This window comes from Halobacteriovorax sp. DPLXC-1, from assembly GCF_036903125.1.
Lineage (GTDB): Bacteria > Bdellovibrionota > Bacteriovoracia > Bacteriovoracales > Bacteriovoracaceae > Halobacteriovorax_A > Halobacteriovorax_A vibrionivorans.
Genome location: NZ_JAYMCO010000001.1, coordinates 116,182 through 139,969, shown reverse-complemented (window position 1 = coordinate 139,969; position 23,788 = coordinate 116,182). Strand labels below are relative to the sequence as shown.

The following is a 23,788-nucleotide window of genomic DNA, read 5'->3' as shown; positions in this document are numbered from 1 at the left end:
GCCCTGAAAAGGGCCCTTTCTTTTTTTCTATATATTAAATTTCTTTAAGATACTAGTTTTGCGATATTTGATTTAAAGGCATCGATTAGCTCGGCCGTATCTATTTTAAAGTCTTCTGGAAGTTTTATTAGTAATTTTGAGTTATCGTGAGGAATATTTCTAAGAACTAGTCGAAAGCTTCCTTCCCAGTCTTGCCAGCTAAGCTCATATTGCCAACGAGCAAATTGTCCAGAGCCAAACTTTTGCTCACGCTTTTGAGGATCAAGAGAGTCAATTGTGTAAGATACTTTTTGCTTAAGTCCAGATGCAGTGAGTTCTTTCTCGCATTCACGAATAACTCTATCGTACTTGGCATCGAAAATAACCTCAGGTTTATTTTCTTCAATGATTTGATTAATTTGACCTCTAAGAATCTCCATGTCTGTCATAATTACCTCTTACTTTTCGAGCTGTAGCCTTTCTCTTAAATCCAGCTCTCTTTCTTTTTGAACATATAACTGTACGTATGTTTCAATAAGATCATTTGTGACATCAATCTTATATTCACATAGTATGAATGTAGGAATTTTATCATCCTTCCAAACTTTTTTCTTAAAGTTATAAATGTAGACACCTTTTTCCGGGGTCTCGCTTGTCGTTCTTTCATTTGTTATGGGGATCCAGTCGCTTGCAGAATATGTGTCGAAGTGCTCACGGCAAAGGTGTAGAGACTCAACATTAAAATAATCGTTTTCAACAAGTTCTTTTTCACAAATACTACATAGTCCCAAGATTCTTTCTTTGGTTTTGTTTTTTTCAAGCATCTGACTTATCTTATTTGTAATATCACCATCTTTTTCTTCTTCATTCTGAAAGTCTCTTTTAAATACTAAATATGCAAAGAAGCCAATAAAGGCAAGTAAGGCCAATACGATGATTGTTAACAACGCTATAATGATGATTGAATTATCCATAATAATATTCTAGATGACTTAACAAATATGAACAATGGCCAGAGGCCTATATCCTAGAATATTTTGAAAATACCGACGTGTCGCAATCCTGATTTTCTCTGATCGTTGATCGAGAGTGCCTTTTTCTTGATAGATGCTAAAGCATAATTCTTTAAGTTGGTTAAGTTGATCTTCTTCGTATGGTATTCCAAGTGCCGTGATATGAACTCTTCCGCTTGCTTTCTTTATACTGTTATTAGCAATTGAAACAAAGACAGAGCCTAGGGTTGCCATCTTTCTTCTTTCTGAGATTTTTTCGCGCTCGATTTCAATTCGATTACCATGAATTAATATTGGTGGTACTTCTTCAGTTTTATTAAGTTTAACTTCTCCATTTGCAAATATCGTTACAACATCACGATTAGCAATCTCAAGAGCTTTAGATTTTGGAAGAATCGTATTTAAAAATTCAATATGCTTTCTTATAAAATAAGTTTCACCGTGAATGGGGATTGCGATCGTTGGCAGATATGCTTCGTAAACGTCTTTTAAGTCTTCTTTTCCAGGGTGACCAGAGGCGTGAATTAAACCATTGGCACTAGTGATAACTTCTGCACCAGAACTTGTTAGTTCGTTATAAAGAAAGGCAAGTTTCTTTTCATTTCCAGGAATTGCTTTTGAACTGAAAATGAATGTATCTTTTTCATTCACTTTAAAAAACTTATCGTTACCACTTGAGATTCGTTTAACAGTACCTCTAAACTCACCTTGGCTACCTGAGCAGATTATAATCTGTTTCTTTGAGAGGTCTTGTACGCTTTCTACTTCTCTAATAAGTCCATGATCATCAAATATCTCACATTCACTAGCAATTCGAGTGTATTTTAATAATGATCGGCCATAAGTGATAACTTTAAGATTCTGTTCTTTGGCGATATCAAATATTGTTTGAATACGATGAATGTTTGAAGCAAAGCAGGTGATAAAGACTCTTCCTGGCGCATCTTTTATAAACTTAGAAAGATCGCTTTTTAACTCAGATTCTGAAGTCGTTCTTAAGGTTGAGCTCGTTATATTTGTAGAATCAAGCATTGAAATTCTATTGGTATACTTTCTTGCTAGTGATTTCATTTGCTCGAGATCAATAGGACCTTCGTATGGGCAGTTGAAGTCACTTTTAAAATCAGAAATAAAAAGAATGCCAGTATCGATCTCTTTTATTCCCAGATGTAGTCCTTTTGTATTTGGAATAGAGTGATTCACATGGACTGCATTTATTTCTATTTTATCAATTATTAATGTGTCATCTAAACGATGGATTTTTTTTGAGAGATCGAGATAATTTAACTTATCTTCTATTAATTCTTTGGCAAATTTTGGTGCGTGTATTTGGGCCTCTGGAAATTTTTCTATATAGTGAGAAATCGCACCAATGTGATCTTCGTGTCCATGTGAAATAATAATATTTGAAATTTTTAATTTTACGTCAGAGAGATCAGGGATTAAATAATTAATGTCAAAGCAATCTTCTGAAGGAAAGAGGATTCCTGCATCAATGATGATATTTGTTTCTTCGTAAGATATCAGAGTTGCATTTGATCCAATTTGTCCAACACCACCAAGTGGAGAGATTGTTAATTTTGACATTAATTGCCTTTTGTCGAATTTAGTAAAAGTTCAAACTCTTTATTTTGATCAATAAATTGTAAGAGGCGTGCAGATAAGATCTCTGATGCAACATCAGTTTCTTCACCGACTATAAAGTCAGCGTGTTGTCGTTGAGGTGCCAGAAACTTTTCATACATTGGCCTAACACTATCGTAGTATTGATTAATAACACTTTCAAGGCTTCTGCCACGTTCCGCTACATCTCGGTTAAGACGACGTGTGAATCTTATATCTGCTTCAACATGTAGAAAGCACTTTATATCTAATTGATCGCGAATGATTTGATTGAAAAGTGTGAAGATACCCTCAAATAAGATAACAGGAGTAGGCGTTAATGTAGTTGTTTTATCAAGTCTTCGACTTGTTTTAAAATCATAGTTTGGAACTTCAATTGATTGTCCTTCTTTTAGTTGGACAATGTGTTCTTGTAAAAGATCCCAATCAAAAGCTTTGGGATGGTCGTAATTTGGACGCCCTGATTTTGTATAATACTCTTTTGGTTGTTCTGGTAAGTAATATGAGTCCATAGACAACATGGATACTTTTTCTTGAGGAAGTTTTGAAATAACTTTAGAGGCAAACGTTGTTTTACCCGAGCCTGATCCGCCTGTGATCCCAATTAGCTTCATAGATTACCTTTTGAATAATGTTTTCAGTAACTTAACACGGATTTATTTCACATCAAATAAAAGAGGTGATAATCTTATAATAATTACATTTCATGCTAGTTTGAGGAATAATTAATGCCAAGATATCTGCTAATATCCCTATTTTTTATCGTAACTTCAGTAGTTTACGCAGACCCATTGAAGATCGCTATTTCCTCTTCTCCAAATAGTTTAAGCCCATTTTTTTCTACTGATGCAAATTCGCAAAACATTAATCGCCTGGTTAATGGTTCATTGATAGATTTTGATATTAATATGAAGCCAATTTGCCAGCTTTGTGAAAGTTACGAAGAATTTAGAACAATCGATAGTTATAAGATCCGTTTTAAGCTCAAGGAAAATATTTATTTCTCAAATGGTGAGAAAATAACGGCAAGAAGTGTTAAGCAATCTCATTACTACTTCACTGAGACTGAAAAAATTAAATCGATATTTCGATTTGCTTTTTCAAATATTACAGAAGTTAAGATTTTAGATAAATATACATTCGAATTAATATACAAATCATATGGCCTTGATCATTTACCAAATCTTGTGCTTTTTAAGATAATACAGATACCTAATTATAAAACCTTAGACCAGGTTGAATTAAACGATATCGTAGGTGCAGGTGATTATCGAATTACCGATATTAAACCACTTCAAATAGACTTAAAGTCGAATATAGAAGGACGCCAAGACTTAAGCTTTGTGGTTGTTAAAGACGAAACAACACTTGCTCTTAAATTAGTAAAGGGTGAAATTGACTTATCTGTATCAAATATTTCACCACGTAAGGTTAATTATTTAATCAATAAAGGTAGTGTGAAGGTTAAAAAGGTTCTAGGTACAGATTATAATTATATTGGTCTAAATCAGCGCAAAGAACAATTACAAAATCTTAAGGTTAGAAAGGCATTAAGCCATTTAATACCTCGTGAAAAGATTATTAAGTATAAGTTTAAAAACTACGCAGTCGCTTCAAATGGTTTATTTGCTAAGTCTTTTGAGAAGTTCTATTTAGATTCTCCTGTTGATAATTATGACCCGGCCAAAGCTAAGTCTTTGTTTATTGAAGCAGGTTATAAGCATAAAAATGGTTTCTGGTATAATGGTGATGGTAAGAAGTTTAAGATTACTTTTAAAACGAGTAGTAATAAGTTTCAACAAGAGTTAGTTACAATCATTAGAAATGAATTCGTCGACTTTGGAATTGATATCCAAATTGTTCCTCAGGAATGGGGGACATTTCTTAGAGGAATAAAACGTGGTGAATACGATCTCTACCTTGGACGTTGGGTCGGATTTACTGGTCAAGATATGCTTAAATTTGCTTTTCACTCTGAAAATATGGCACCGAAAGGTGCAAATCGTGTTTTCTTTGATAATAAAGAGTTCGATAGTTTAATTGCTCAAGCGGAAGATACTATTAATAAAAGCAAAGAAATTGAAATTTATAAGAAAGCAAATTCTGTCGTTAATAGAGAATACCCTTATATAAGTTTATGGCATCCAGACGTTATTTGGGTCATGAATAAGTGTATTCATCTCGATCAGGTATATCCAAACGGAAACTTTCTAGTTCTAAAGGAAATTAAAAATGTCTGTAAAAACTGAAGTTTTTAAAATTGTGACAATTGAGTTTAAAACAAGTTCTCAATGTGAGGAAGTCAACAAAATCGCTCTAAATGATTTCGAAGTTGATGGGATTGAAGAATTCTCAATGGAAGAAGAGAGAGTAGATGAGATTCTAGGGGAAAGAGCATACTCTGGTGGTGATGTACCTGAATCTGTAATTGATGAAGTCGTAGATATTTCTGCAAATGAAGATGTGAAAAAGTTTAATTACTTCTTTTTCCAAGGTGACATCTCTAGAGCAGAGGAGTTTGCAAAAGCTCTAGATCAAATGGACCTTTCTTATGAAATAAAAGAAGAAGAATATTCAGATTGGAATGAAGTTTGGAAAAAGCACTATGCACCGATCGAAGTTACAGATGAGTTGAGTGTCATTCCAGAGTGGTTTAAGGAAGATGATTATAAAACAAATGATAACAATATTTATATAATCCCTGGGATGGGATTTGGTACTGGTGAGCATGAGACGACATATTTATGCTTAAAGCACTATATGGCCGTGAAAGATGATTTCAAAGATAAGGATCTTTGCCTTGATTTTGGTTGTGGTTCAGGGATCTTGGGTATAGGTGCAGTTAAAAAGAATAATATGTTGGTGGACTTTGTGGATATTGATCCAGCGGCCCTCGATAATTGTCATGAAAATTTAAAATTAAATCTCGTTGAAGATCGGTTAAATGGACATCGCCTTATTGCAAGAAAACGTTTTAGTGTAGATGATAAATATAAGCTAGTTTTTGCTAATATTTTAAAACATGTCTTGTTGTCTGAGAAAGATCTCCTTCTGGAGTCTCTTGATGATGGAGCTTATCTAATCTTATCTGGAATTTTAAACGAACAAGTTGATGATATTCTTGAAGAGTACAAGAGCTTGAAAAAAATTGATGTACTTTCTAAAGGGGATTGGTCTGCCATCTTAATGAAAAAAGATTAATCTCAAATATAAAGGAGTCCTTATGCGTGCGATTTACACAAGAGACGATTTATCACCATCTATTGATGGAATATTGAGAATAAATGATGATCGAAGCCATCATTTAATTAAAGTTGCGCGTGTGAAAAATGGGGATGAAGTACTAATCCTTGATGGTCAAGGTGGCCGTTATCTTAGTGAAGTTATTAATTGTACTAAGAGAGAGGTTTCACTTAAGGTGAAGTCTTTTGATAAGGAAGAGAGATATTCAAATATTGATTTGGCCCTTGGCCTACCCAAAAGAGAAGCTTTTGAAAGTGCAATCAAGAATGCTACACAAGTTGGTATTAGTGCAATCTACCCATTTCGTGCAGAGTATTCTCAGTGGTCAATTAAAAACTTTTCTAGAGTTGAAACAGTCATAGAAAGTGCTCTTATACAATCAAATAACTGTTACTTTCCAAAGATAAATGAAGAAGTTAATAGTTTAGATGCGCTATTTGAGATTTTTAGCAGTTATGACTATATCTTTCTGACCACACTTTCTGATGCTGCAAATACAACTAAAGAAGCAACAAATTTAAGGAATAAAAAAATATTAATTATTATTGGTCCAGAAGGTGGACTTTCACCCAAAGAAGAAGAACTTGTATTAAAACAAAGTAATGTTTTTGGTTTAAAGTTGTCGACACCAATTTTAAAAACAGAGACTGCGGTACCAACAATCGTTGGATACATACTCGGAAAATTTGATGTTAAATAAAAAATGTGTCATCCTATTATAAGAGGGATTTGGGATGAATATTGATACTGAACAACTAAATAAAAATAAGTACAACTCAATGAATATAAATAATTTAGATGATATCGATAACTTCGATATAGAAGACATTCCATTTAAACCAATAAATGAAGGCCTCGGTTTTCATCATGGGCAAAAAGAGAAGAGAACTCTTAAGCAAACGCGTGTTGAAGTTACACCTACGCAAGCTCATGTAAACAATTTTAATAAGGTCTTAGGTCGAGAAAAGGAAATGAGTGTTCCATCTGAATTGGAAGCTTTTTACCGTAAAGGACAAGAGTCTGATATCCCTCAAGTTAATCGTGAAATTGAAATTAAAAGTAAATCGAAAGAAGTTTCTATCGTTAGAAGGTTCTTCTCTTATGTAATTGACATGAGTGTATCGACAGTGATCTTTGCTGTTATTATTTCTTCAATGTTCTTCATGACATCAATTCCATTAGAATCTTTTGTTTCATTAACACTTAAAAACTCTAGCTACCGTTATTTGATCGCTCTATTTGTTTTAATTCATTTAATTTATAGAATCACTTCTGTTTATCGACCGACTCTTGGTCAATATATTTGTGGTGTTAAGCCAAAGCAATCAAATGAAGCAGCTTTTAATACGATAATTGAAAGAACGCTATTTGAGTTTTTATCAATACCTCTTCTTGGGATTCCATATATCTTTGGACTGGATAAGAAGTTCTTTGGTAACAACCTAAAGAAGAATAAGTAAGATGAGTTACGAAGACGCTAAAGATTATGTAAATAAACATTTCAAAGACAAGAAGGTTGTTTTCACTAATGGATGTTTCGATATTCTTCATCGAGGTCATTTAATGTATTTAAATGAAGCTCGAGCGCTAGGCGATGAGCTTATTATAGGGTTAAATTCAGATGCTAGTGTAAAACGTCTTAAAGGTGATGATCGTCCTGTTAATAATGAAGATGACCGTCTTTATATGCTTGAAAATCTAAAGGCCGTAAGTAAGGTTTTTATTTTTGAAGAAGATACTCCTTATGATCTCATAAAAGCAGTAGAACCAAATATTTTAGTTAAAGGTGGCGATTGGGCCGTTGATCAAATTGTTGGACACGATATTGTGACTGGCAATGGTGGTAAGGTTCTAAGCTTAAACTTTGAAGATGGTTACTCAACGACTAATCTAATTTCAAGAATTCAAGGCCGCTCATAGGTGTATCTACACAAGTTTACAGACCACTATCTGATATCAAACGAAGTTTCACAAATATTGATTCCCTTTGAACATTTATTAGTCTCAATAAAAGCTTCGTTAAAAACAGGCTTACCTGTAATTATCCTTTATCATCATCATGAATACGATTTAGCAAAACTTAAGAGTAAACATTTTATTCACAATGATAAACTTTCATTTATTAATACTTCTCTAAAAAATCGATTTGAGACACATTGTAAAATCAGTAACCTTAGTGAAATGCTCCAGTATATGCTTGAGTTGAACACTCGGCTATCTTAAAAAAACTTAACTTTTTTTCCACTTTTATCTCAAGAATATTTCCGAGTAACCGTTATGGGTATTACAACCAGTTGGGACTGGTTGTTTGGGATTTAATTGTTGAGACAAGGAGTTTCAACGCAAATTACACAAGGAGGTTGCTTATTCGAGGAGAATAGTAATGGGATTAAGAATTAACACGAACACACAGTCAATTGCAGCACAAAGAAGTTTAGGTCAAGTTAAGAGAGCACAAGGTGAATCTTTAAATAAGTTAGCATCTGGTTCTAGAATTAATAAAGCCTCAGACGATGCTGCAGGACTTGCGATATCTGAAAAGTTAAGAGCAAACATCAGAGGTACTCAACAAGCAGCTCGAAATGCTGGTGATGGTATCTCAATGATTCAGATCGCTGAAGGTGGGATGAACGAAGTATCTAATATTTTAGTTCGTCTAAGAGAGCTTTCAGTACAATCTGCATCGGATACAATTGGTGATACTGAACGTGAATTTACTGATAAAGAATTCCAACAACTAACTAAAGAAGTTGATAGAATTGCAGAGTCAGTACAATTTAACGGTACATCACTAATCAATGGTGAAGGTTCAGAAAAAGAATTCCAAATTGGTCTTAATAATGATGAGACGAATGACAGAATTAAGTATGATCCATCAGCAGTATCAGTAAAAACAGAAGACCTTGGAATTGGAGGACTTTCTGTTGCTACTAAAGGTGATGCTCAATCTAACCTTGAGGCTATCGATAAGGCCATGACATCTGTATCAGGTGGACGAGCGGAGCTAGGGGCTTTACAAAATAGACTACAGTCTACAATTAATAACCTAGAGATCTCTAACGAGAACATGAGTGCCGCAAATTCACGAATCAGAGATACTGATGTAGCAGCTGAATCAGCAAACCTAGCGAAGTCAAATGTACTTACTAGTTCTGCAACTTCAGTTCTAGCTCAAGCTAATACTTCGAGCCAGTCTGCACTTAGACTAATCGGTTAAGAAAAAAACCAAAATCGAATGCAACACTTCAAGGGCCCTCTAACGAGGGCCCTTTTATGTTCAGGATGAACGGTATGTCGGCGGGAGGCAGGAGCCGGAGCCGACCTCAATGCAGTCTAAAAATCTATCTTAAAAACAGCAAAGCCATGCTTTCGCATGGCCCACTAGAATCTTGAAAGAGCTGAATCTCAGGAGAGAGGTTAAGCTCATAAAAAGTATAACTAACAAACCTGTTCATAAATATGAGATAAGTCATAGAATAATGACAAATTTATGAGTCACTTTTCGCGATTATATGCAGTTATATTTATTGAGGTTGTGGTTTTTAAGTACCTGAATTTATAGTAGTGGCCATACTTTTCTCCAAATATTCGAGGGATTTACTAAAGTATTTACCCGAGTGTTCCGAACAGGTATCTGTGAACACGAGTTTCCCTGAATGGTATTTCAGTAGGACGTAGGAAAGGAGAATAACATGGGTTTACGTATTGCTACTAACACTGCAGCTCAAACGGTGCAGAAAAACATTAAACAAACAGGTAAGGCCTCAACAGAAGCCTTGGAAAAATTATCAAGTGGTAAGAGGATTAATAAGTCCGCCGATGATGCTGCCGGTTTAGCAATTGCTAAGAATATGGAAGCACAGGTAAAGGGTTTAAGACAGGCTTCTCGAAACGCAAATGATGGTATCTCAATGGTGCAAACTGCTGAGGGTGCCATGAACGAAACAAGTAATATTCTAGTTCGTCTAAGAGAGCTATCAGTGCAGGCAGCATCGGATACTATCGGTGATACTGAACGTGGTTTCTTGGATAAAGAATATCAGCAATTAGTAGAAGAGGTTGATCGTATTGCAGAGTCAACAAAGTTTGGTTCTATTAGCCTCTTAAATGGATCTGGTTCAGAAATGGATATTCAGGTTGGTACATTTGCTGGAGAAAGTGGTCAGATTCAATACGACCCTTCTCAAACGAATGCAACAGCTTCAGCTCTTAATATCTCAGGGCTAAGTGTTTCATCTAAGGATGATGCTAGATCATCGATGGAAAATGTCGATGAGGCGATTACAAGTCTTTCTGAGCAACGTGCAAATTTAGGTGCGATTCAGTCGAGACTACAGTCGTCAGTTAATAATTTAGAGATTCAATCAACGAATCTAGATGCTTCTAGGTCTGTTATTGAAGATGCTGACGTGGCATATGAGTCATCACAATTAGCGTCGGCTAATATTTCTAAGCAAGCTGGTGTTTCTTCATTAGTACAAGCGAATAACCTAAATTCGCAAGCGCTTAGATTAGTAGGTTAATAATAATTTTGGAGTAGCGTGGGGGAAGATCCCCCCTCCTTTCTTAAATAGGCTCAGGAAAAGTTCTTGGGCCTATTTTAATAGACGGTTTGATATGGATAAAAAGAAGTTTGAACAAGATATTATTGAGTCAATTAACGAGGATAATGAAGTTATTATCTGGGATGTAATTGAAAATAATATTCTTAGACTTCCCGTTAAGTTTAAGAGTCTCAACTCCTTTGCATCTAAATTATTTCTTACAATAGAGGATGGACTTAAAGATAGCTTGGCCCATTTTTTAAGAGGTCCGGGACTACTTAAGTTTTACATACCTGAGCTTCAGTTAGCATTTGTGAGTGAATTAAATGCTGTCCATGGGACATCCTTAGAAGTTTCATATCCAGTAAAAGAAAAACGACTCGAAAGAAGGGAGCATAAGAGGTTTGAGCCCTTAACTCCACATTATGCAAAATTTCAAAACCTTAAATATGAAATATACGACATAAGTAAAGGCGGACTTTCTATTGTATTAGGCTCTTCGCAATATGAACAATTATTTCAATTAAAGAATGATACTTTGAATTTTACAATCGAATTCGCAAAAGAATCAGTTCATGTAAAAGGGAAGGTTGTTGATACGAAGAAGATTAAGCCCTATCAAATTTCACGATTTCCATATGGTGCATATCGTTTAGCTGTTCAAGTTGAGGATAATCCAGGATACAAAAAGGAAGTGAAAAAGCTTCAAGATGGCTGTGATAAGCTTTTAAAAGATCTTCTTTGATTATTGGATGAAATCTTCTATGATTAATTAATATGGCCGATTATGTAATTTCAGATATTCATGTCAAATGGGATATGACCAATTCTGAACCACTTAAAAAATTCTTAGAAATTGACTTTAAACCAGAAGATCGTATTTATTTTCTAGGAGATATATTTGATTTAATGGTGGGAAGCTATGATGAGTATGAGGGACACTATGATTGGTTCTTTACTCGTATAAAAGAATTAGCAAAGGCCGGTCTTAAAATATTCTATATCCAAGGTAATCACGACTTTCATATTGAAGAGCTCTTGGCCAAGAGTGGGATAATAGTAAAATCTAAACCTTTTGTTGAAATTATCAACGGCCAGAAGGTTCTCTTTTGTCATGGTGACGAAATTGAAATTGAAAACTTTAATTACAAAATATGGCGTGCATTTATTAGAAGTTATCCATTGGCCTTAATTTCAAAATATATTTTCAATTATAAAATTGTGAAAAAAATTGGGGATTATTTATCTCAAAAAAGTAGAAATAGAAATGAGAAACGCTACGGAGAAACTCAAAAAAACGATCATATACGTGATAAGTTTCGTCAATCTGCTTTGATTGCCAGTAAAAGTTATAATGTCGACATTATAATATGTGGCCATAGTCACTATATGGATAGTTACCAAGGTGATAGTTTTGAATATTATAATTGTGGTTTTGTACCTGCTACAATGAAATACTTAAAAATTACAGAAAGGTATGAATTATTACCGCTGTAAGCTTTCTAGCGATGTCCATACTTAAACTTTTCTTTTAATGTCCTAAAATAATTTCTTTCTTCATTAGCATAGAAGTTTACATAATGTGTTCTTGATTTTTTAATGACAACTTCATCTTTGGCCTCTAAGCGAAATTCTTCCTGTCCATCAATTGTTAAGTAGATATCGTCATGTCCTCTTGGAATTATGATACTGATTACTTCACTGTCAGGTAAGACCATTGGCCTATGTGTTAAGGCGTGTGGACAAATAGGGGTAAGGACAACTCCTTTTACACTAGGGTGAAGAATTGGCCCGTTGGCCGCTAGTGAATAGGCCGTTGATCCAATTGGTGTGCTCACGATTAGTCCGTCACCTGCAAGATTATAGATACTTTGACCATTGGACTCTAGTTCTAAATTAAACATTCTAGAAATACCCGATTTAGTTATAACGGCATCGTTAAGAAAGTTGAACGTAAACGGTTTCTTACCCTTTCGTTGTATCTGAGCTTGATACATTTGAACTTTTCTTGTCTTAAGTTTGCCCTTTAGCGCAAGCTCTAGTCCATCGTAAAAATCTTGTTTGGAAAACTCTGCAATAAAACCAAGGTTGCCCATATTGATTCCAAAGATATTAACTTTCTTAATGTTTTTACCTCTGGCTATTCCAATGAGTGTGCCATCGCCACCCATTGTTATAATTAGTTTACATTTTTTAGATATTTCATCTCGATGAATATAATTAAAATTCTTAGTTGTTGAGCCTTTGAATATCTTCTCTATCCTGTTTTTTTGAGAGTCTTCAAAGAAAATATCAACCTTTCTTCTCTTAAGCCAATTGGTAAGGTTAGGTAGTACTGTATTAAACTCAGTAATTACTTTTGGTTTTAGAATGATAGCTACTTTATTTATTGTGGCCATGCTTACCTCAGCTTAGAACTTCATTTATAAATTGATTGATATCGTTAAAAGGTTTTTGTATGACCTTACAACCATATAATGAAGCTTTTTGTACAATCTGATCAGAACTATATGCCGTAATAATATAAAATAAATTGGCAATCTCATCTTCGTTATACTTTGTTTTCGATTCTTCTATTATATCAAATCCAGTGATATCTTGAAGCATTAAATCACAAATGATTTTGTCGTATGAATTATTTTTAATTAATTCAATTGCTTCTTTGCCGCTAGCGGTCGATTCAACCTCTGCACCTTTACGCTTTAATAAAGTTGAGATGGTTTTTTGTATTAGTAGTTCGTCTTCAATGACTAATATTTTCAAAACGATACCTTTGGAAGTGTTAATCTAAATTTCGCACCAAAGTCTACATCCATTAGATTAATATCTCCATTAATCTTCTTTAAAAGAGTTTTACATATGGCAAGTCCTAAGCCTGTACCTGTTTCTTTAGTTGTAAAGAAAGGGGTGAAAATCTTATTTTTTATATTCTCAGGAATTCCGTTACCATTATCCATAATGTCGATATGTATATCATTACTATTTTCAATGACTTTAATTTCGATTTTACCATTATCAACATTTTCATTTGTGAGTGCTTGAGAACTGTTAATAAGTAGATTAAATATAACCTGACTTAATAGAGTACCATTGCTTTTTATTTCAATGTCATTTTCCATCTCAAAGACAACTCGATGTGCTCTAGATTCAGACTTAGTTAATGTTATAGTTTCGTTAATTAAACTTTTTAAAGAAATCAGAGCTAGTTTCTCATCGTCTTTATAGAGATTTGAAAATTCTTGTATAATTGCTTGTGATCTTTTTACACTATTAGATATGTGCGACAGCGTATCTTTGACATCAAAGTCATTAGTTTGATCCATTAAGAGAGTGTGTGAAAGATCAATTCCAAACAGAGGATTACTCAATTCGTGTCTGAGAGTATTTAATAATTCACCCATGAGAAGAATTCTTTCATGGTGAAGAGAGCTCGTATCGTGTTGTGCAGCTTCCAAGTCCTCTTCTGTGATTGAATTACCTTCATCGTTAAAGATCACTGTTTTTATGGGGAAGTTATTTATTACATTTGCTTTTTCAAGTTCTACTTTCTTCTTGCTGACACTCGTTATGATTTTAAAAATTTTTGGTATTTGCTTAATTATGTAATTGTTAAACTTAAGGCGGTCATCGTCTGATAAAGGAAAGAGGTCATCTCTTGAGAGTAAAAATATTGTATTAAAGTCTCTAAATGAGAGCTCTTTAGCAAGAAAGTGTCCATCAAGCTTTATATGTTTATTAAGCAGCTCTTTTTGATCAAAAGACTTATTTTTACTTTTTCTAACCTTGGTAAAAAGAGTGTTGAAAAATGCTGGGTCTTCAAAGCTTTCATAATACTCGCTATTTTTATATGAAAGAGAGTAGATATTTGTAGTTCCCTTTTCGTGAATTAGTACCTGTGAAGAAGAAAAGCCTGGAAGCTCTGGTGTATTTGTAAATGATTTAACTAGGGTGCGAAGATTGTCTTTCTTCTTAAATTCGTACTCTTTTGAGAAGTCATTTTCAAGAATAGAGCTTGTATTAATAATTTTAATGAATAAATCATATACGTTTTGTAAGGTGAATTTTTGATCATTTATCTTTGCTACAACTTTATTGTTCTTAGCAGATAAGAGAAGTTGAGAGTTCTTTTTCGCAAGTAAATTAGAAAGTCCATCTTGATTTAAATACTCCAAGATGGACTTTTCTAAATAAATATTTAGATGTTGATTTTCGATTGTTGAATTAGAGGTATTGCTTTTTCTTTCCACTGTTTTAGATTATCCATTAGTTCGTACTCTAGCAAGTCAGAAAGCATAACGATATCGTTCTTCTCTCTAGCTGGAACTAGGGCCTTAATAACTGAAAACAGGTGGATTTCAAGGTTTTTAACCATTTCATTGTCTGCGAAGAATTCTGGATTACCTTTTCTGGCAGTAGCATGAATTCTTGTGATTAAATGGATATATAGCTCTAAAACTTCAATTAGATCAGCAAAGTATAAATTTGCTTCATCTATATTGCCTTTGTTAAATTCTGCAGTTGTAATGATTATCTTATCTAATAATTGATCAATATATCCAAGACAGTCATCAAGCGCTTCAAATGCAATCTCATAAGAGTTTTGAATTCTAAGGCTTGGGTAGTTTAATTCTGCAAGAGTATTATCGAGAACCTCTTCAACGTGATTTAACGCATAAGTTTCTCCATCAATTACAACTGCTGTAATTGATTCATTATTAGACAGTCCTCCGTCACTTTCAACTGCGCTAATCGCTTGGCGTAGCGTGATAATATCCCCATCGAGAGAAAAGCTATCATTTCCTAGTTCTAAAGTAATCATACGTTATCCCTTGCAGCTTCCGGCTGCTTTTTAATAAGAGAGCACTTTTCAAAAAACTCATAGAGCACACTACAAAGTAGTGAGACTTCGTTGTAAGTAAAGAATGCTGACTCTGATAATTTTACTAAATTATGTCCTTGTAGATTGTTTTTCGCTACTTTAGCGTAATCGACAACTGGTGCAAGTAGAGGATATGAGCTTAGTATCATATCACTAAGAGTGTCGACTTCATCAAGCTTTGCAGAAAACTTCTTAATTTCTTCGAGGCTTGGTGTGTTTTTACTGATTTCTTCAATAATGTATCTTGAATACTTTTTACCAAACTCTGAAAGCTCAAATAGTGCCTCAATACCTTTCGTATGAGACATTAACTGTGCTTTAGCTTCACTATTAATAACAGGGATATCCATGCTAATGTTAGCTTCAGTAATAATGCTAGACCACGCAATGTGATAGAAATTTCGCATAATCTCTTTTGCATTTTGTTCCTTATGTAAAAGTTCGTTAATTGTTACATCACCATTTGCAAGCATATCTGTTTTATAGAGATTTAACTTGTTTATAGAAAGTGTAGAGCAGCTATTGTGTAGCTCTTCTATATTAATTAAGTTCTTTTTAAGTAGTTGCTCAATACATTGATAAGTTACGTTATATGGTAATTCATCACTTTTTTGTCTTGGTGCCAGGTTGTAGTTATCAAGTGCATATGGAGTGGTTTCATGAGGCCTAACAGGTCCTAGTGAGATTGTAAGAGACTTTACATTCTTATAGCTTAATAAGTTACCAATCATTGAATCGTGTCCAACGAATAGGTAGTTTTGATCAACTTTTTCATAAAGCTCTTGTAGCTCTAAACCTAACCATTGATCGATTCTATCTTTAAATGAGGATAGAAGTTCTGAGTTTACGATCTCTTCTGTTTTTGTCTTATCTAGAGAACTTCCACAGATAATCACTTTAGTGTCTTTGTTTCTTTTTAAAGTTTGATAGATTACTTCCACCCATCTATTCGAAGTCCATTGTTTAGACTCTTGTGAAGTGAATGGGTGAATAAGAACATGACTTTTTTCTTCATTTGAGTATTCTTTATTGCTCAAGTGAGTCATTTTCTTATTAACACCAATGATATTTGCAAATAAGTCAACAAGGTTAAAAGGGTTGAGATCTCCTCTCATAACTGTTGAGTATAGGTATTGTGACCACTTATCCTGAAGTACTCTTTCATGCATTAGGTTAAAGTATGGTCCAACTTTGTTTTCAGATTTAATAAGAGTGTGAAGATATGTTGATGATTTAGAAAAAGCAAGATTGATAGATACATCAATTCTTTCATCGTTTATTTCGGCCATTTGTTTTTTAAGATTAGATAGAGCGTCTTTCGTACTATCAGCTCCAACCATGGCAGATTTGTGATCAATTTGAATGATCTTATCAAAATACTTATTAAGGATGAATTTAATTGGTTCACTAAACTTCTTTCTTGCAATTAAGATGACTCGAAATTCAGGATGATTTTCTTTCATGAGTCTTATTGCATGTGTTGTTTGTAGAAGATCTCCAATTCTTGTCGTTTGGATAATCGCAATTGTCTTTTTTACTTCATCAGAATGATCATTTTGTGTTTTGATTGCGTTCATAAATACCTCTATTGCTCTTCTTCTAGGATTGAACATAGGTATAAAAAGGCCATGTCGTCCTCTTTTAGCGTCTCACGCTTTATTTGCAGCTCTTTTATTCTTTCTAATTCAGAAAAGAAGTCTTTTTTAAAGTTATTCTGATCTTGATTCATGTATAAAGTCCTTTGCCGATTCTGTACGAATCTTGCTGCGATTTTCTCTTATGAGATTTGAAACTTCTTTGACTTGTTCAAATTGAATTTGTAAGTCGTTTTTAAGTCCAATTAGTGTATTTTCAATTTCTTCTATAGTCGGATTGTCTATATTACTTATTTTTGCTTTATAAAATAAGAAAGGTAGTGAACAGTAGTCAGACGCACTAGCTATATAACGATTCATCTCTAATAACTTCTCATTTAGCTTTTGACTGTCTTTAGCTAAGGCCGTTTTTATTGCTGCTAATACATGACGAGATGATTTGATTAATTCACCTTGTGTTTGCTCTAGCCAGCTTGAAGTGAAGTTCAAGTTAGATTCGATTATCCCATGGCTAGAAAGGCTTTTTCTTTCAACTTTTCTTAAAATAAAGTCTCTTGAAAGATAACGAGAGATTTCAATCTCTGCATCAAAGCGTCCTTCAATATTTTTATAGAAAGTACCAACCTCGTCATTTTCAGGTCGATAGACTGAGATTTCTTTGTTTTCTAACTTTGCATCTGTGAAACCTAGATAATATTTTTCGAGGCCATAAATGATATCATTAGCTTTTATAACTTCGTTACTTCTTACTTGTTTTTCAGTGTGAACACTTGCTGTATATGTGAAATCACGATCTTTTAACCTTGGAGTCATAATAATGCTCTCTGGGTTTACTGTTCCTTGTTTTAAAAATGGTGAAGGACCCATTGATAATTCTATTAAAGGAACATCGAGTATATCAGCGACATGCTTAATAGCTGTATCTGGAGTTACTAAAATATCGCAATTAATTAATACAGAAGGAAGCGCCGTGAAAGGAGCCTCTATCGTTACTGCTTTCTTATCAAGTTCTGAATTAATTTTGTTTGCAAAATTTCTTTCTTCCGACGTTGGAGCAATTAATAGAAGTGGAATAGTATCAACTCGATTATTTAATTCATTAATAAGTTTGATAAGCTCACTTCTTTCGATCATTTTGCTGAGGTTAGATGCCGTAAGCTGTAAACCAATTATTTTAGGATTATTTTTACTCTCTGATTTGCGCATCTTTAGGAAGTTTTGATGGCAAACCTTATTGTATTCATTTGAAACATTTAACGAGTTAAATGAGTTGTTTTCTTTTAAACAGCACATCTTGTGGTAAGTATCGTTAAAGTTTATAGGTGTATATTTTTGTTGAGTTAAAATATCATTAAAAACAATAGACCATTCATTTGAATAATTTACATTACAATGTGTATCAAATTTTATGCCTTTGTATTCCTTTGCTAGGTAAGATGTAAGGCTTGTTGAAATTCGATCATTAGAATAATTGATAACTAAATTCCAACCCTTGTTGATTTCCTTAATCGTTTTACCAAATTCATCAAGAGCAAAGCCATCAGAATATATTTTATTCTTTTTATAACTAACAATTCTTTTGCGATCGAGAGTGAAGATTTGCTTTATGCCACCTAGTGTTTGAGCAGAAGTTTCAAATTCTTTATTTATTAGAATTGAAATATTTGAATCTGGGTGTTTGTATTTTAAAGAAGAGATGAGTCTTCCCATCTGAAAAATGTCACCATGTCGCTTGAAATTTATTATTAGTATATCTTTCATCTTATCCTCGTGCCTTATCCTTGCTTAATGATTGCATCAAAAGCAAGTAGCAAAAAGTCGTTCTTATTTTTAAATTCACTTGTTTGATAAATATTTTCTTCAATATATTCGTCGACGCTCAAGTTTTGATTGCCATTATAAAGTAGGGTCTTAAGCTCTGCTGACTTTATATGTTCAACACATTCAGAGATTCTCTTATCTGCTTCAAAGTCTAGAAATGCCTTGTAGAAATCTGTGTATAAAGAAAATGAAGGAGCATGTGTAAGAATCGTTGGTTTCGACGAAAGGAATGTAACGACGCTTTTTTCTTTATAAATATTTGCAACTGAGTCAGTTGCATAAACTTCGATATTCTTATTTGGAAATAGATTATTTTTAATGCATTCAGAATATGTTTGCTCATTAGGCTCTATAACGATGACCTTATAGTTTTGACCATGATAGCTCTCAAGTAGCTTACACGCTTCATACACATGATAGGCAAAACCTAGCCCTAATATTAGAAGATGATTATTTTCTTTAAGTTGATGTTCGATGTTGGCGATTATCTTTTTAGCTTCTTTAGCTGGGTGATAATTAGAGTGTAGGTGAACACCATTAATTACTGGAACCTTTAAATTACTTCGAGATTGTTTTATCTCGTAACTTTCAATATTTAAAAATGATAAAGACTTTGGATTAATTTCCTGACTTGAATTTTTTGCCAATTCCATAATTTCCTCTTCCTAAGGGATAATGGGTAAATATAGGTGAAGCTCTTTCCTAGAGCTCCACCAGATTATACTATACTTTTGATTAAGCGGGCAAACAGGTCGAGTATTACCTAGTCTTTGTATTATTTAGGTTATAACCCTGAAACTGTTTACGTGTTTTGTAGACGTTAGAGATTTCTCTTGTAGTTGACTCTTTTGCTTGGGATAGTTCTTCGAGACATTGACGATCAAGCTCATCATTTTTTTTAACTATTTCTGTTACATCACTAATCCAGGACTTGAATACATCGATTTCAGAACTAGTATAATGAGTCGAAGCGCTCTGTAATTTACTTTCGATTTCATCTTGAAGTAGCCTAACGATATTGATTAAACGCTCTCGGTTATCAGCGATCTGCTCCACGCTTTCAAAATTGCCTGATTGACTATTCTTTAGCATGGATTGTGTTGCATCCACGAGTACATTCATCAGGTCAAGATGACGCATGATTTTACCAGCGAGGCTATCAAAATTGGCCATTATTTTGCCTTCTGTTCTGCTCTTAATTGCTTGATGGCCTGTTGCCAACCTTCATATAGAGTCGTTAATACATCGAGTACACCTTTTAATGGTTCTTTATCGATCTTGATATTAGCTTGTGTACTTGAATGTAGCATATAGTCATAAAGTGACGACAATTCATTGGCAACATCTCCACCAACTTCAAAGTCTAGACTACTGTTGAGTTCAATAATAATGTCCTGCAGCTTTCCAATGTATTGGCCCTTTTCTGCAATATCCTTTTTTTCAATTGCTTCAATGGCCTTCTTACAATTCTTAATTGCAGCTTGATAAAGCATTAGTAGGATTTGTTCCTTACTTGCTGTTTTTACAGATGTTTGTTTGTAAGCACCTAAACCGTAACTCATTTAATTCTCCTTACTATCCCATTGGCGAAGGTGCGCCACCTAGGCCAGCACCTTGTGCCTTAATTCTTGACATTGTTCCTTCTAATCGAGCGAACTTATCTTTTAAGTTTTTTTCTTTTTGCTGTAGCATATTTTCTCGCTGAGCAATTCTTCGGTCGATTGTTTCAATATTATTATCTAATGAACGTTTTCTTGATGATAATAGACCATTTGGAAATTGTAGAAGCTGACCAACAGTTTCTTTAAGATTATCAATGAAACCATTCGTTTTAGTTCCATCTTCATAGCGTCCAGTTAAAACCTCCGCTACGTGATCATAATCCTTTTCCATCTCACTTTTAAATTTTTCTTGATCAAATTCTAAAAGACCTTCTCTTGTAAATTGAATACCGATATTTCCTATACGGGATGTTCTTCCATCAACTTTAATATCTTTAAAGATTGTATTTCGAATTCTTGATTCAATAGACTGTAGTAGGATATCCCCACCTAGTGTTCTAGATGTATCCGTATTCTCATCCATGGTATTTTGTTGTTTAATAAAAGAAAGAACACCATTGATTTGTTCAATTAGTGAGTTGATCTTTTCACCAACTTTCCCAGCATCCTCACTGATATTTATTGTAAACTCTTCACCTGGCTTCGCTTTTTTTAGATCAATTGTTACACCCGGAATAAGTTCAGCTGCTTTATTTTCAGGGAGTTCAATTTCAAAACCATCAAGGGCAACAATTGCATCTTGGGCCTCTCTTTCAAACTCAATATAAAAGTCTTGCTCTCCATCGACAAAGTAGAAGTATGGAAAGTCAGCCTTATTGATATCTCCAGTGTCTTTAAGGGAGAGAATTAGTCTCCACGGTGTATCTGAGCCGGAGCCATCATTAACAACACTTGCTCTAAGGCCTGCGTCGTCATTTTTATTGATTAGCTTTGCAACAGACTTAAGTGAAGCATTATCTGCATCAATATAAATCTCTTTATTTTCGCCGTTTGGTAATGTGTATTGGATAAATCCTACACCGATATAGCTCTCGTCTGGATCAGCAAATCCAGAGGTCATTGCCGATGACTTTTGTGCAAGCTGTTTAACTTCAAATTGATAGGTCGCAGGCTCTGCGATGTTCTTGTCAGCACTGATTTCTACGATATCATCGTTACCAACAACTTCCAGCTCTCTTAGGGATCTCGCACTACCGTTTTGGAGGAGTGTACCACGCATGGCCTCAACAAGAGATGAGAGTTGCTGAACAAGAGCTTTCTTGTCCTGAATCTTTCCCTTGCGCGCTTCCATATTATTAATAGGTATACGCTCAGCTTTCATGATTTGCTGAACAATATCCTTTGGAAGGCCGGTGTTAATGGAGCCCATTGCTATAGACAAAAAATCCTCCTGATTTTCTACGTGAAATTCCTTTTCACGCAAGTCTCCAACACTGATTTTATCATACTTGAGGTTTTTTTTCCGCTGCATCATTAGTGGAAGAATTTTCTTTGTCTGAGATCTTCGTCAATTGGCATCTTGGAGGTTATAATAGGTAAATCCCTGAAAATAAAAAACCCGCCTGTTAAGACGGGTACTTTTCGAGAAAGTAATTTTGGGATTGGGATTTTGTACTAAATTTATCGGGTATTATGGTGAAAACTTTAGAAAAAAAGTCGGATATTTTCGTTGAAAAAACTAAATTCTTGTCATTTCGGCTAGTTACATACTTTACGTTTCTGCTACTTCCAATTTATTTACAAAAAGAAGTGAACTTAGCACCAATTTGGCAAATTATAGCCATGATCTTCTTTTCTATGTTCATTGTTTCTCAATGGTTCCTTCTAGGTAAGGAAATTGATCATCGTTTAAAAATTTATTTTAAAGTGAACTCCTCAATCGATAGGGTGGTTTATCGTCTCTTTATGGGGATGTTCTTTATGGCCATCTATTTTAACCTACTAAGTCTCCTCCCTCATAAATGGAGTTATAATATATTTTGGGTTACGTGGGTTGTTATGGGCCTATTTTATTCATGGCCCACTCGTGGAAAAATTATTAAAGAGTCTGTTTCGACTAACTTTCATGAGTATCGCTATTTAGATAAATTCGAAAAGACAGTTCTATTTTTAACTGTTGTGATGTTCTTTACATCACTTCCTGAACTACCAAACCTTTTTTCAACTGGCTCACTTCGTTTATTCTTTGACCCAGGTGAAAAAGTATCGGGTGCCTTTTGGAACTTTATTTCTATCAATTACATTCCTTTTAGTAAGTATCCACAACTTCTAAATTTATCTTGGTCTGTTCATTTTTACTTTGTGACAATGTCTTTATTTTTGATGACTTTCTATGCTCTGCTGAGAAACTTTGTCTCTCGTAGGCTTTCGTTACTTGGAGTTTTTGCCTTAGTCTCTTCGTGGTCATTTTCTAAAATCTTGGCCAATAATTTTGGATTTACGCTTCTAACAACTTTCTCTGTTGTGTGGGTATGGTCAACTCTATGGTCGACTAAGAGTTCAACTTATCGCTCTGGTCTCTTTATTGGTCTACTCGGTGCCTGGGGTACTGTTATTGATAAATCCAATATCATCTTATTAGTTGTACAACTTCTGCTAATTCACTTTGTATTCTTAAAAGAAGAGACATACTGGTATCGCAGACAATTTTTCAAATATACTTTATTAGGTGTTTTTCTTTCAATTTCATTATTCTTTTTCTCAACAAGTAACGTTTCTGTACAGATGATTGAGAGTATAAACATTATCTATGCGGAGCTTACGAGACTCTTTTTTAGAAAGTCATTTTTCATACTTTCTATCTTTGGCCTAGGTGTATTTATTTATAAGTTAATTGGGCAAACTAGAAGCGAAAAAAACCAAGTTTTAAATATCTCGCATGATTTATCGATGAAGGTTGCTATATCAATTCTATGCCTTATCTTGATCGATATTCTATTTAGTTCACGAACATTTCAGGACTTTTCTATTTTATGGCCTCTGGCCTTCTTCAGCGTACTCTTAATCGAAGTTATTTTTCAAAAAATTCGCCACCTTAGAAGTCGTCGCAATATGATCTATGCTGTCTATATCATCATTTGCTTATTGGATTCTCACTTTGAGGGACGTGTGAAGATCTTATTGCGTACAATAGGAGCAATTGACTAAATTGCTCACTCTTAAATCGCTATCTTTATTTGAGATTTAATTTATAATTAAGATAACGTTAACGATGAAAGGGAGTTTCATCTGTTTAAATCTCATATAACAAGACAGTTATTTGAAGAGTTTTCTGAGTCCTACAAGATGCGAAGAGAAGCATCTAATTCCAACGAGCCATTTGTTTTAGTTGATCCACTTGATGGTAGCATCAAGCTGATTGCTAGTTCATTCACATATGATGATGGTGAAGAGTACGGTGCTATTTTAGCAAGTACTGATGAGTTGGAATATATGGTAACGTCAGAATAATCTTATGGGCCAGAAATGGCCCTAAGACCTTTAAAATAAGTATTATTGTACATCTCGTACAAGGGGCGTTTATCCCCAA

The 23,788-nt window shown here is 34.2% G+C and carries 26 protein-coding genes; 11 read left to right on the top strand and 15 right to left on the bottom strand.

The window, feature by feature from the left end; all coding sequences use genetic code 11:
- Positions 1–44 precede the first annotated feature (44 nt).
- The 4 genes from VCM44_RS00700 to udk are packed head-to-tail and all read right to left on the bottom strand — an operon-like array spanning position 45 to position 3,229.
- On the bottom strand, positions 45–428 hold the full coding sequence (locus VCM44_RS00700) for a hypothetical protein (protein ID WP_114706090.1): 384 nt from the start codon (positions 426–428) through the stop codon (positions 45–47).
- Between the two features lie 9 nt (positions 429–437).
- Entirely contained in the window at positions 438–953 is a 516-nt protein-coding gene (locus tag VCM44_RS00695) for a hypothetical protein (RefSeq protein ID WP_114706091.1), read from the bottom strand.
- An 18-nt stretch (positions 954–971) separates the two neighbouring features.
- A complete protein-coding gene (locus VCM44_RS00690; RefSeq protein WP_334677764.1) occupies positions 972–2,579 on the bottom strand; it encodes a ribonuclease J in 1,608 nt (535 codons plus the stop codon).
- Positions 2,579–3,229 carry a uridine kinase gene (gene udk, locus VCM44_RS00685; RefSeq protein WP_114706093.1) on the bottom strand — a complete coding sequence of 217 codons (651 nt, stop codon included), beginning with the start codon at positions 3,227–3,229 and terminating at the stop codon, positions 2,579–2,581. Before udk ends, VCM44_RS00690 begins: the two co-directional genes overlap by 1 nt.
- A gap of 114 nt (positions 3,230–3,343) precedes the next feature.
- Between udk and VCM44_RS00680 the strand changes: the two genes are divergently transcribed.
- The 9 genes from VCM44_RS00680 to VCM44_RS00640 all read left to right on the top strand — a co-directional run bounded on the left by VCM44_RS00680 (position 3,344) and on the right by VCM44_RS00640 (position 11,899).
- Entirely contained in the window at positions 3,344–4,864 is a 1,521-nt protein-coding gene (locus VCM44_RS00680) for an ABC transporter substrate-binding protein (protein WP_334677763.1), read from the top strand.
- Positions 4,848–5,816 carry a 50S ribosomal protein L11 methyltransferase gene (locus tag VCM44_RS00675; protein WP_114706095.1) on the top strand — a complete coding sequence of 323 codons (969 nt, stop codon included), beginning with the start codon at positions 4,848–4,850 and terminating at the stop codon, positions 5,814–5,816. Before VCM44_RS00680 ends, VCM44_RS00675 begins: the two co-directional genes overlap by 17 nt.
- A 22-nt stretch (positions 5,817–5,838) precedes the next feature.
- On the top strand, positions 5,839–6,558 hold the full coding sequence (locus VCM44_RS00670) for an RsmE family RNA methyltransferase (protein WP_114706096.1): 720 nt from the start codon (positions 5,839–5,841) through the stop codon (positions 6,556–6,558).
- A gap of 34 nt (positions 6,559–6,592) precedes the next feature.
- Positions 6,593–7,318 (top strand): hypothetical protein, encoded by a 726-nt coding sequence (locus tag VCM44_RS00665; protein ID WP_334677761.1) that lies wholly within the window; start codon positions 6,593–6,595, stop codon positions 7,316–7,318.
- A 1-nt stretch (position 7,319) separates the two neighbouring features.
- Positions 7,320–7,778 (top strand): D-glycero-beta-D-manno-heptose 1-phosphate adenylyltransferase, encoded by a 459-nt coding sequence (gene rfaE2, locus VCM44_RS00660; protein WP_114706098.1) that lies wholly within the window; start codon positions 7,320–7,322, stop codon positions 7,776–7,778.
- 463 nt (positions 7,779–8,241) lie between these two features.
- Positions 8,242–9,075, top strand: a complete 834-nt coding sequence (locus tag VCM44_RS00655; protein ID WP_120404010.1) for a flagellin N-terminal helical domain-containing protein — start codon at positions 8,242–8,244, stop codon at positions 9,073–9,075.
- A gap of 475 nt (positions 9,076–9,550) precedes the next feature.
- Entirely contained in the window at positions 9,551–10,381 is an 831-nt protein-coding gene (locus VCM44_RS00650; protein ID WP_114706101.1) for a flagellin N-terminal helical domain-containing protein, read from the top strand.
- Between the two features lie 94 nt (positions 10,382–10,475).
- Entirely contained in the window at positions 10,476–11,147 is a 672-nt protein-coding gene (locus tag VCM44_RS00645; RefSeq protein ID WP_120404011.1) for a PilZ domain-containing protein, read from the top strand.
- Between the two features lie 32 nt (positions 11,148–11,179).
- Positions 11,180–11,899: a UDP-2,3-diacylglucosamine diphosphatase gene (locus VCM44_RS00640; RefSeq protein WP_120404012.1), complete on the top strand. Its 720-nt coding sequence runs from the start codon at positions 11,180–11,182 to the stop codon at positions 11,897–11,899.
- Between the two features lie 5 nt (positions 11,900–11,904).
- Here the strand turns inward: VCM44_RS00640 and VCM44_RS00635 are convergent, their stop codons facing one another.
- The 11 genes from VCM44_RS00635 to fliD all read right to left on the bottom strand — a co-directional run bounded on the left by VCM44_RS00635 (position 11,905) and on the right by fliD (position 21,640).
- The gene (locus VCM44_RS00635) at positions 11,905–12,801 is read right to left on the bottom strand and encodes an NAD(+)/NADH kinase (RefSeq protein ID WP_120404013.1); all 897 of its coding nucleotides are present in this window, start codon (positions 12,799–12,801) and stop codon (positions 11,905–11,907) included.
- A gap of 7 nt (positions 12,802–12,808) precedes the next feature.
- A complete protein-coding gene (locus VCM44_RS00630) occupies positions 12,809–13,165 on the bottom strand; it encodes a response regulator (RefSeq protein WP_162929473.1) in 357 nt (118 codons plus the stop codon).
- Positions 13,162–14,649, bottom strand: a complete 1,488-nt coding sequence (locus VCM44_RS00625) for a sensor histidine kinase (RefSeq protein ID WP_334677757.1) — start codon at positions 14,647–14,649, stop codon at positions 13,162–13,164. Before VCM44_RS00625 ends, VCM44_RS00630 begins: the two co-directional genes overlap by 4 nt.
- Positions 14,598–15,221: a hypothetical protein gene (locus tag VCM44_RS00620; RefSeq protein ID WP_114706107.1), complete on the bottom strand. Its 624-nt coding sequence runs from the start codon at positions 15,219–15,221 to the stop codon at positions 14,598–14,600. Before VCM44_RS00620 ends, VCM44_RS00625 begins: the two co-directional genes overlap by 52 nt.
- Complete coding sequence (locus tag VCM44_RS00615) at positions 15,218–16,858, bottom strand: glycosyltransferase family 9 protein (protein ID WP_334677756.1); 1,641 nt, start codon at positions 16,856–16,858, stop codon at positions 15,218–15,220. Before VCM44_RS00615 ends, VCM44_RS00620 begins: the two co-directional genes overlap by 4 nt.
- 8 nt (positions 16,859–16,866) lie before the next feature.
- On the bottom strand, positions 16,867–17,010 hold the full coding sequence (locus tag VCM44_RS00610; protein ID WP_158536796.1) for a hypothetical protein: 144 nt from the start codon (positions 17,008–17,010) through the stop codon (positions 16,867–16,869).
- Positions 16,991–18,637 carry a glycosyltransferase family 9 protein gene (locus VCM44_RS00605; RefSeq protein ID WP_334677755.1) on the bottom strand — a complete coding sequence of 549 codons (1,647 nt, stop codon included), beginning with the start codon at positions 18,635–18,637 and terminating at the stop codon, positions 16,991–16,993. Before VCM44_RS00605 ends, VCM44_RS00610 begins: the two co-directional genes overlap by 20 nt.
- A gap of 14 nt (positions 18,638–18,651) precedes the next feature.
- Entirely contained in the window at positions 18,652–19,350 is a 699-nt protein-coding gene (locus tag VCM44_RS00600) for a hypothetical protein (protein ID WP_114706110.1), read from the bottom strand.
- Positions 19,351–19,456: 106 nt separating this feature from the next.
- Complete coding sequence (locus tag VCM44_RS00595) at positions 19,457–19,837, bottom strand: hypothetical protein (protein WP_334677754.1); 381 nt, start codon at positions 19,835–19,837, stop codon at positions 19,457–19,459.
- Positions 19,838–19,869: 32 nt separating this feature from the next.
- Complete coding sequence (gene fliS / locus VCM44_RS00590) at positions 19,870–20,259, bottom strand: flagellar export chaperone FliS (RefSeq protein ID WP_114706112.1); 390 nt, start codon at positions 20,257–20,259, stop codon at positions 19,870–19,872.
- 13 nt (positions 20,260–20,272) lie between these two features.
- Positions 20,273–21,640, bottom strand: a complete 1,368-nt coding sequence (gene fliD, locus VCM44_RS00585; protein ID WP_158536797.1) for a flagellar filament capping protein FliD — start codon at positions 21,638–21,640, stop codon at positions 20,273–20,275.
- A gap of 254 nt (positions 21,641–21,894) precedes the next feature.
- Here fliD and VCM44_RS00580 point away from each other — a divergent pair, with 254 nt between their 5' ends.
- Positions 21,895–23,406 carry a hypothetical protein gene (locus tag VCM44_RS00580; protein ID WP_133296889.1) on the top strand — a complete coding sequence of 504 codons (1,512 nt, stop codon included), beginning with the start codon at positions 21,895–21,897 and terminating at the stop codon, positions 23,404–23,406.
- Between the two features lie 138 nt (positions 23,407–23,544).
- On the top strand, positions 23,545–23,709 hold the full coding sequence (locus VCM44_RS00575; RefSeq protein WP_158536798.1) for a hypothetical protein: 165 nt from the start codon (positions 23,545–23,547) through the stop codon (positions 23,707–23,709).
- Positions 23,710–23,788: the final 79 nt, after the last annotated feature.

Excerpts from the sequence above, each read along its gene's own strand:
- VCM44_RS00605 (WP_334677755.1), bottom strand. The coding sequence starts at position 18,637 with ATGAAAGATATACTAATAATAAATTTCAAGCGACATGGTGACATTTTT.
- VCM44_RS00640 (WP_120404012.1), top strand. The coding sequence starts at position 11,180 with ATGGCCGATTATGTAATTTCAGATATTCATGTCAAATGGGATATGACC.
- udk (WP_114706093.1), bottom strand. The coding sequence starts at position 3,229 with ATGAAGCTAATTGGGATCACAGGCGGATCAGGCTCGGGTAAAACAACG.
- VCM44_RS00575 (WP_158536798.1), top strand. The coding sequence starts at position 23,545 with ATGCGAAGAGAAGCATCTAATTCCAACGAGCCATTTGTTTTAGTTGAT.
- VCM44_RS00615 (WP_334677756.1), bottom strand. The coding sequence starts at position 16,858 with ATGAACGCAATCAAAACACAAAATGATCATTCTGATGAAGTAAAAAAG.
- VCM44_RS00645 (WP_120404011.1), top strand. The coding sequence starts at position 10,476 with ATGGATAAAAAGAAGTTTGAACAAGATATTATTGAGTCAATTAACGAG.
- fliS (WP_114706112.1), bottom strand. The coding sequence starts at position 20,259 with ATGAGTTACGGTTTAGGTGCTTACAAACAAACATCTGTAAAAACAGCA.
- VCM44_RS00665 (WP_334677761.1), top strand. The coding sequence starts at position 6,593 with ATGAATATTGATACTGAACAACTAAATAAAAATAAGTACAACTCAATG.
- VCM44_RS00610 (WP_158536796.1), bottom strand. The coding sequence starts at position 17,010 with ATGAATCAAGATCAGAATAACTTTAAAAAAGACTTCTTTTCTGAATTA.
- VCM44_RS00635 (WP_120404013.1), bottom strand. The coding sequence starts at position 12,801 with ATGGCCACAATAAATAAAGTAGCTATCATTCTAAAACCAAAAGTAATT.
- VCM44_RS00670 (WP_114706096.1), top strand. The coding sequence starts at position 5,839 with ATGCGTGCGATTTACACAAGAGACGATTTATCACCATCTATTGATGGA.
- VCM44_RS00695 (WP_114706091.1), bottom strand. The coding sequence starts at position 953 with ATGGATAATTCAATCATCATTATAGCGTTGTTAACAATCATCGTATTG.
- VCM44_RS00675 (WP_114706095.1), top strand. The coding sequence starts at position 4,848 with ATGTCTGTAAAAACTGAAGTTTTTAAAATTGTGACAATTGAGTTTAAA.
- VCM44_RS00680 (WP_334677763.1), top strand. The coding sequence starts at position 3,344 with ATGCCAAGATATCTGCTAATATCCCTATTTTTTATCGTAACTTCAGTA.
- VCM44_RS00690 (WP_334677764.1), bottom strand. The coding sequence starts at position 2,579 with ATGTCAAAATTAACAATCTCTCCACTTGGTGGTGTTGGACAAATTGGA.
- VCM44_RS00595 (WP_334677754.1), bottom strand. The coding sequence starts at position 19,837 with ATGCGTCATCTTGACCTGATGAATGTACTCGTGGATGCAACACAATCC.
- rfaE2 (WP_114706098.1), top strand. The coding sequence starts at position 7,320 with ATGAGTTACGAAGACGCTAAAGATTATGTAAATAAACATTTCAAAGAC.
- VCM44_RS00650 (WP_114706101.1), top strand. The coding sequence starts at position 9,551 with ATGGGTTTACGTATTGCTACTAACACTGCAGCTCAAACGGTGCAGAAA.
- VCM44_RS00655 (WP_120404010.1), top strand. The coding sequence starts at position 8,242 with ATGGGATTAAGAATTAACACGAACACACAGTCAATTGCAGCACAAAGA.
- VCM44_RS00700 (WP_114706090.1), bottom strand. The coding sequence starts at position 428 with ATGACAGACATGGAGATTCTTAGAGGTCAAATTAATCAAATCATTGAA.
- VCM44_RS00600 (WP_114706110.1), bottom strand. The coding sequence starts at position 19,350 with ATGGAATTGGCAAAAAATTCAAGTCAGGAAATTAATCCAAAGTCTTTA.
- VCM44_RS00620 (WP_114706107.1), bottom strand. The coding sequence starts at position 15,221 with ATGATTACTTTAGAACTAGGAAATGATAGCTTTTCTCTCGATGGGGAT.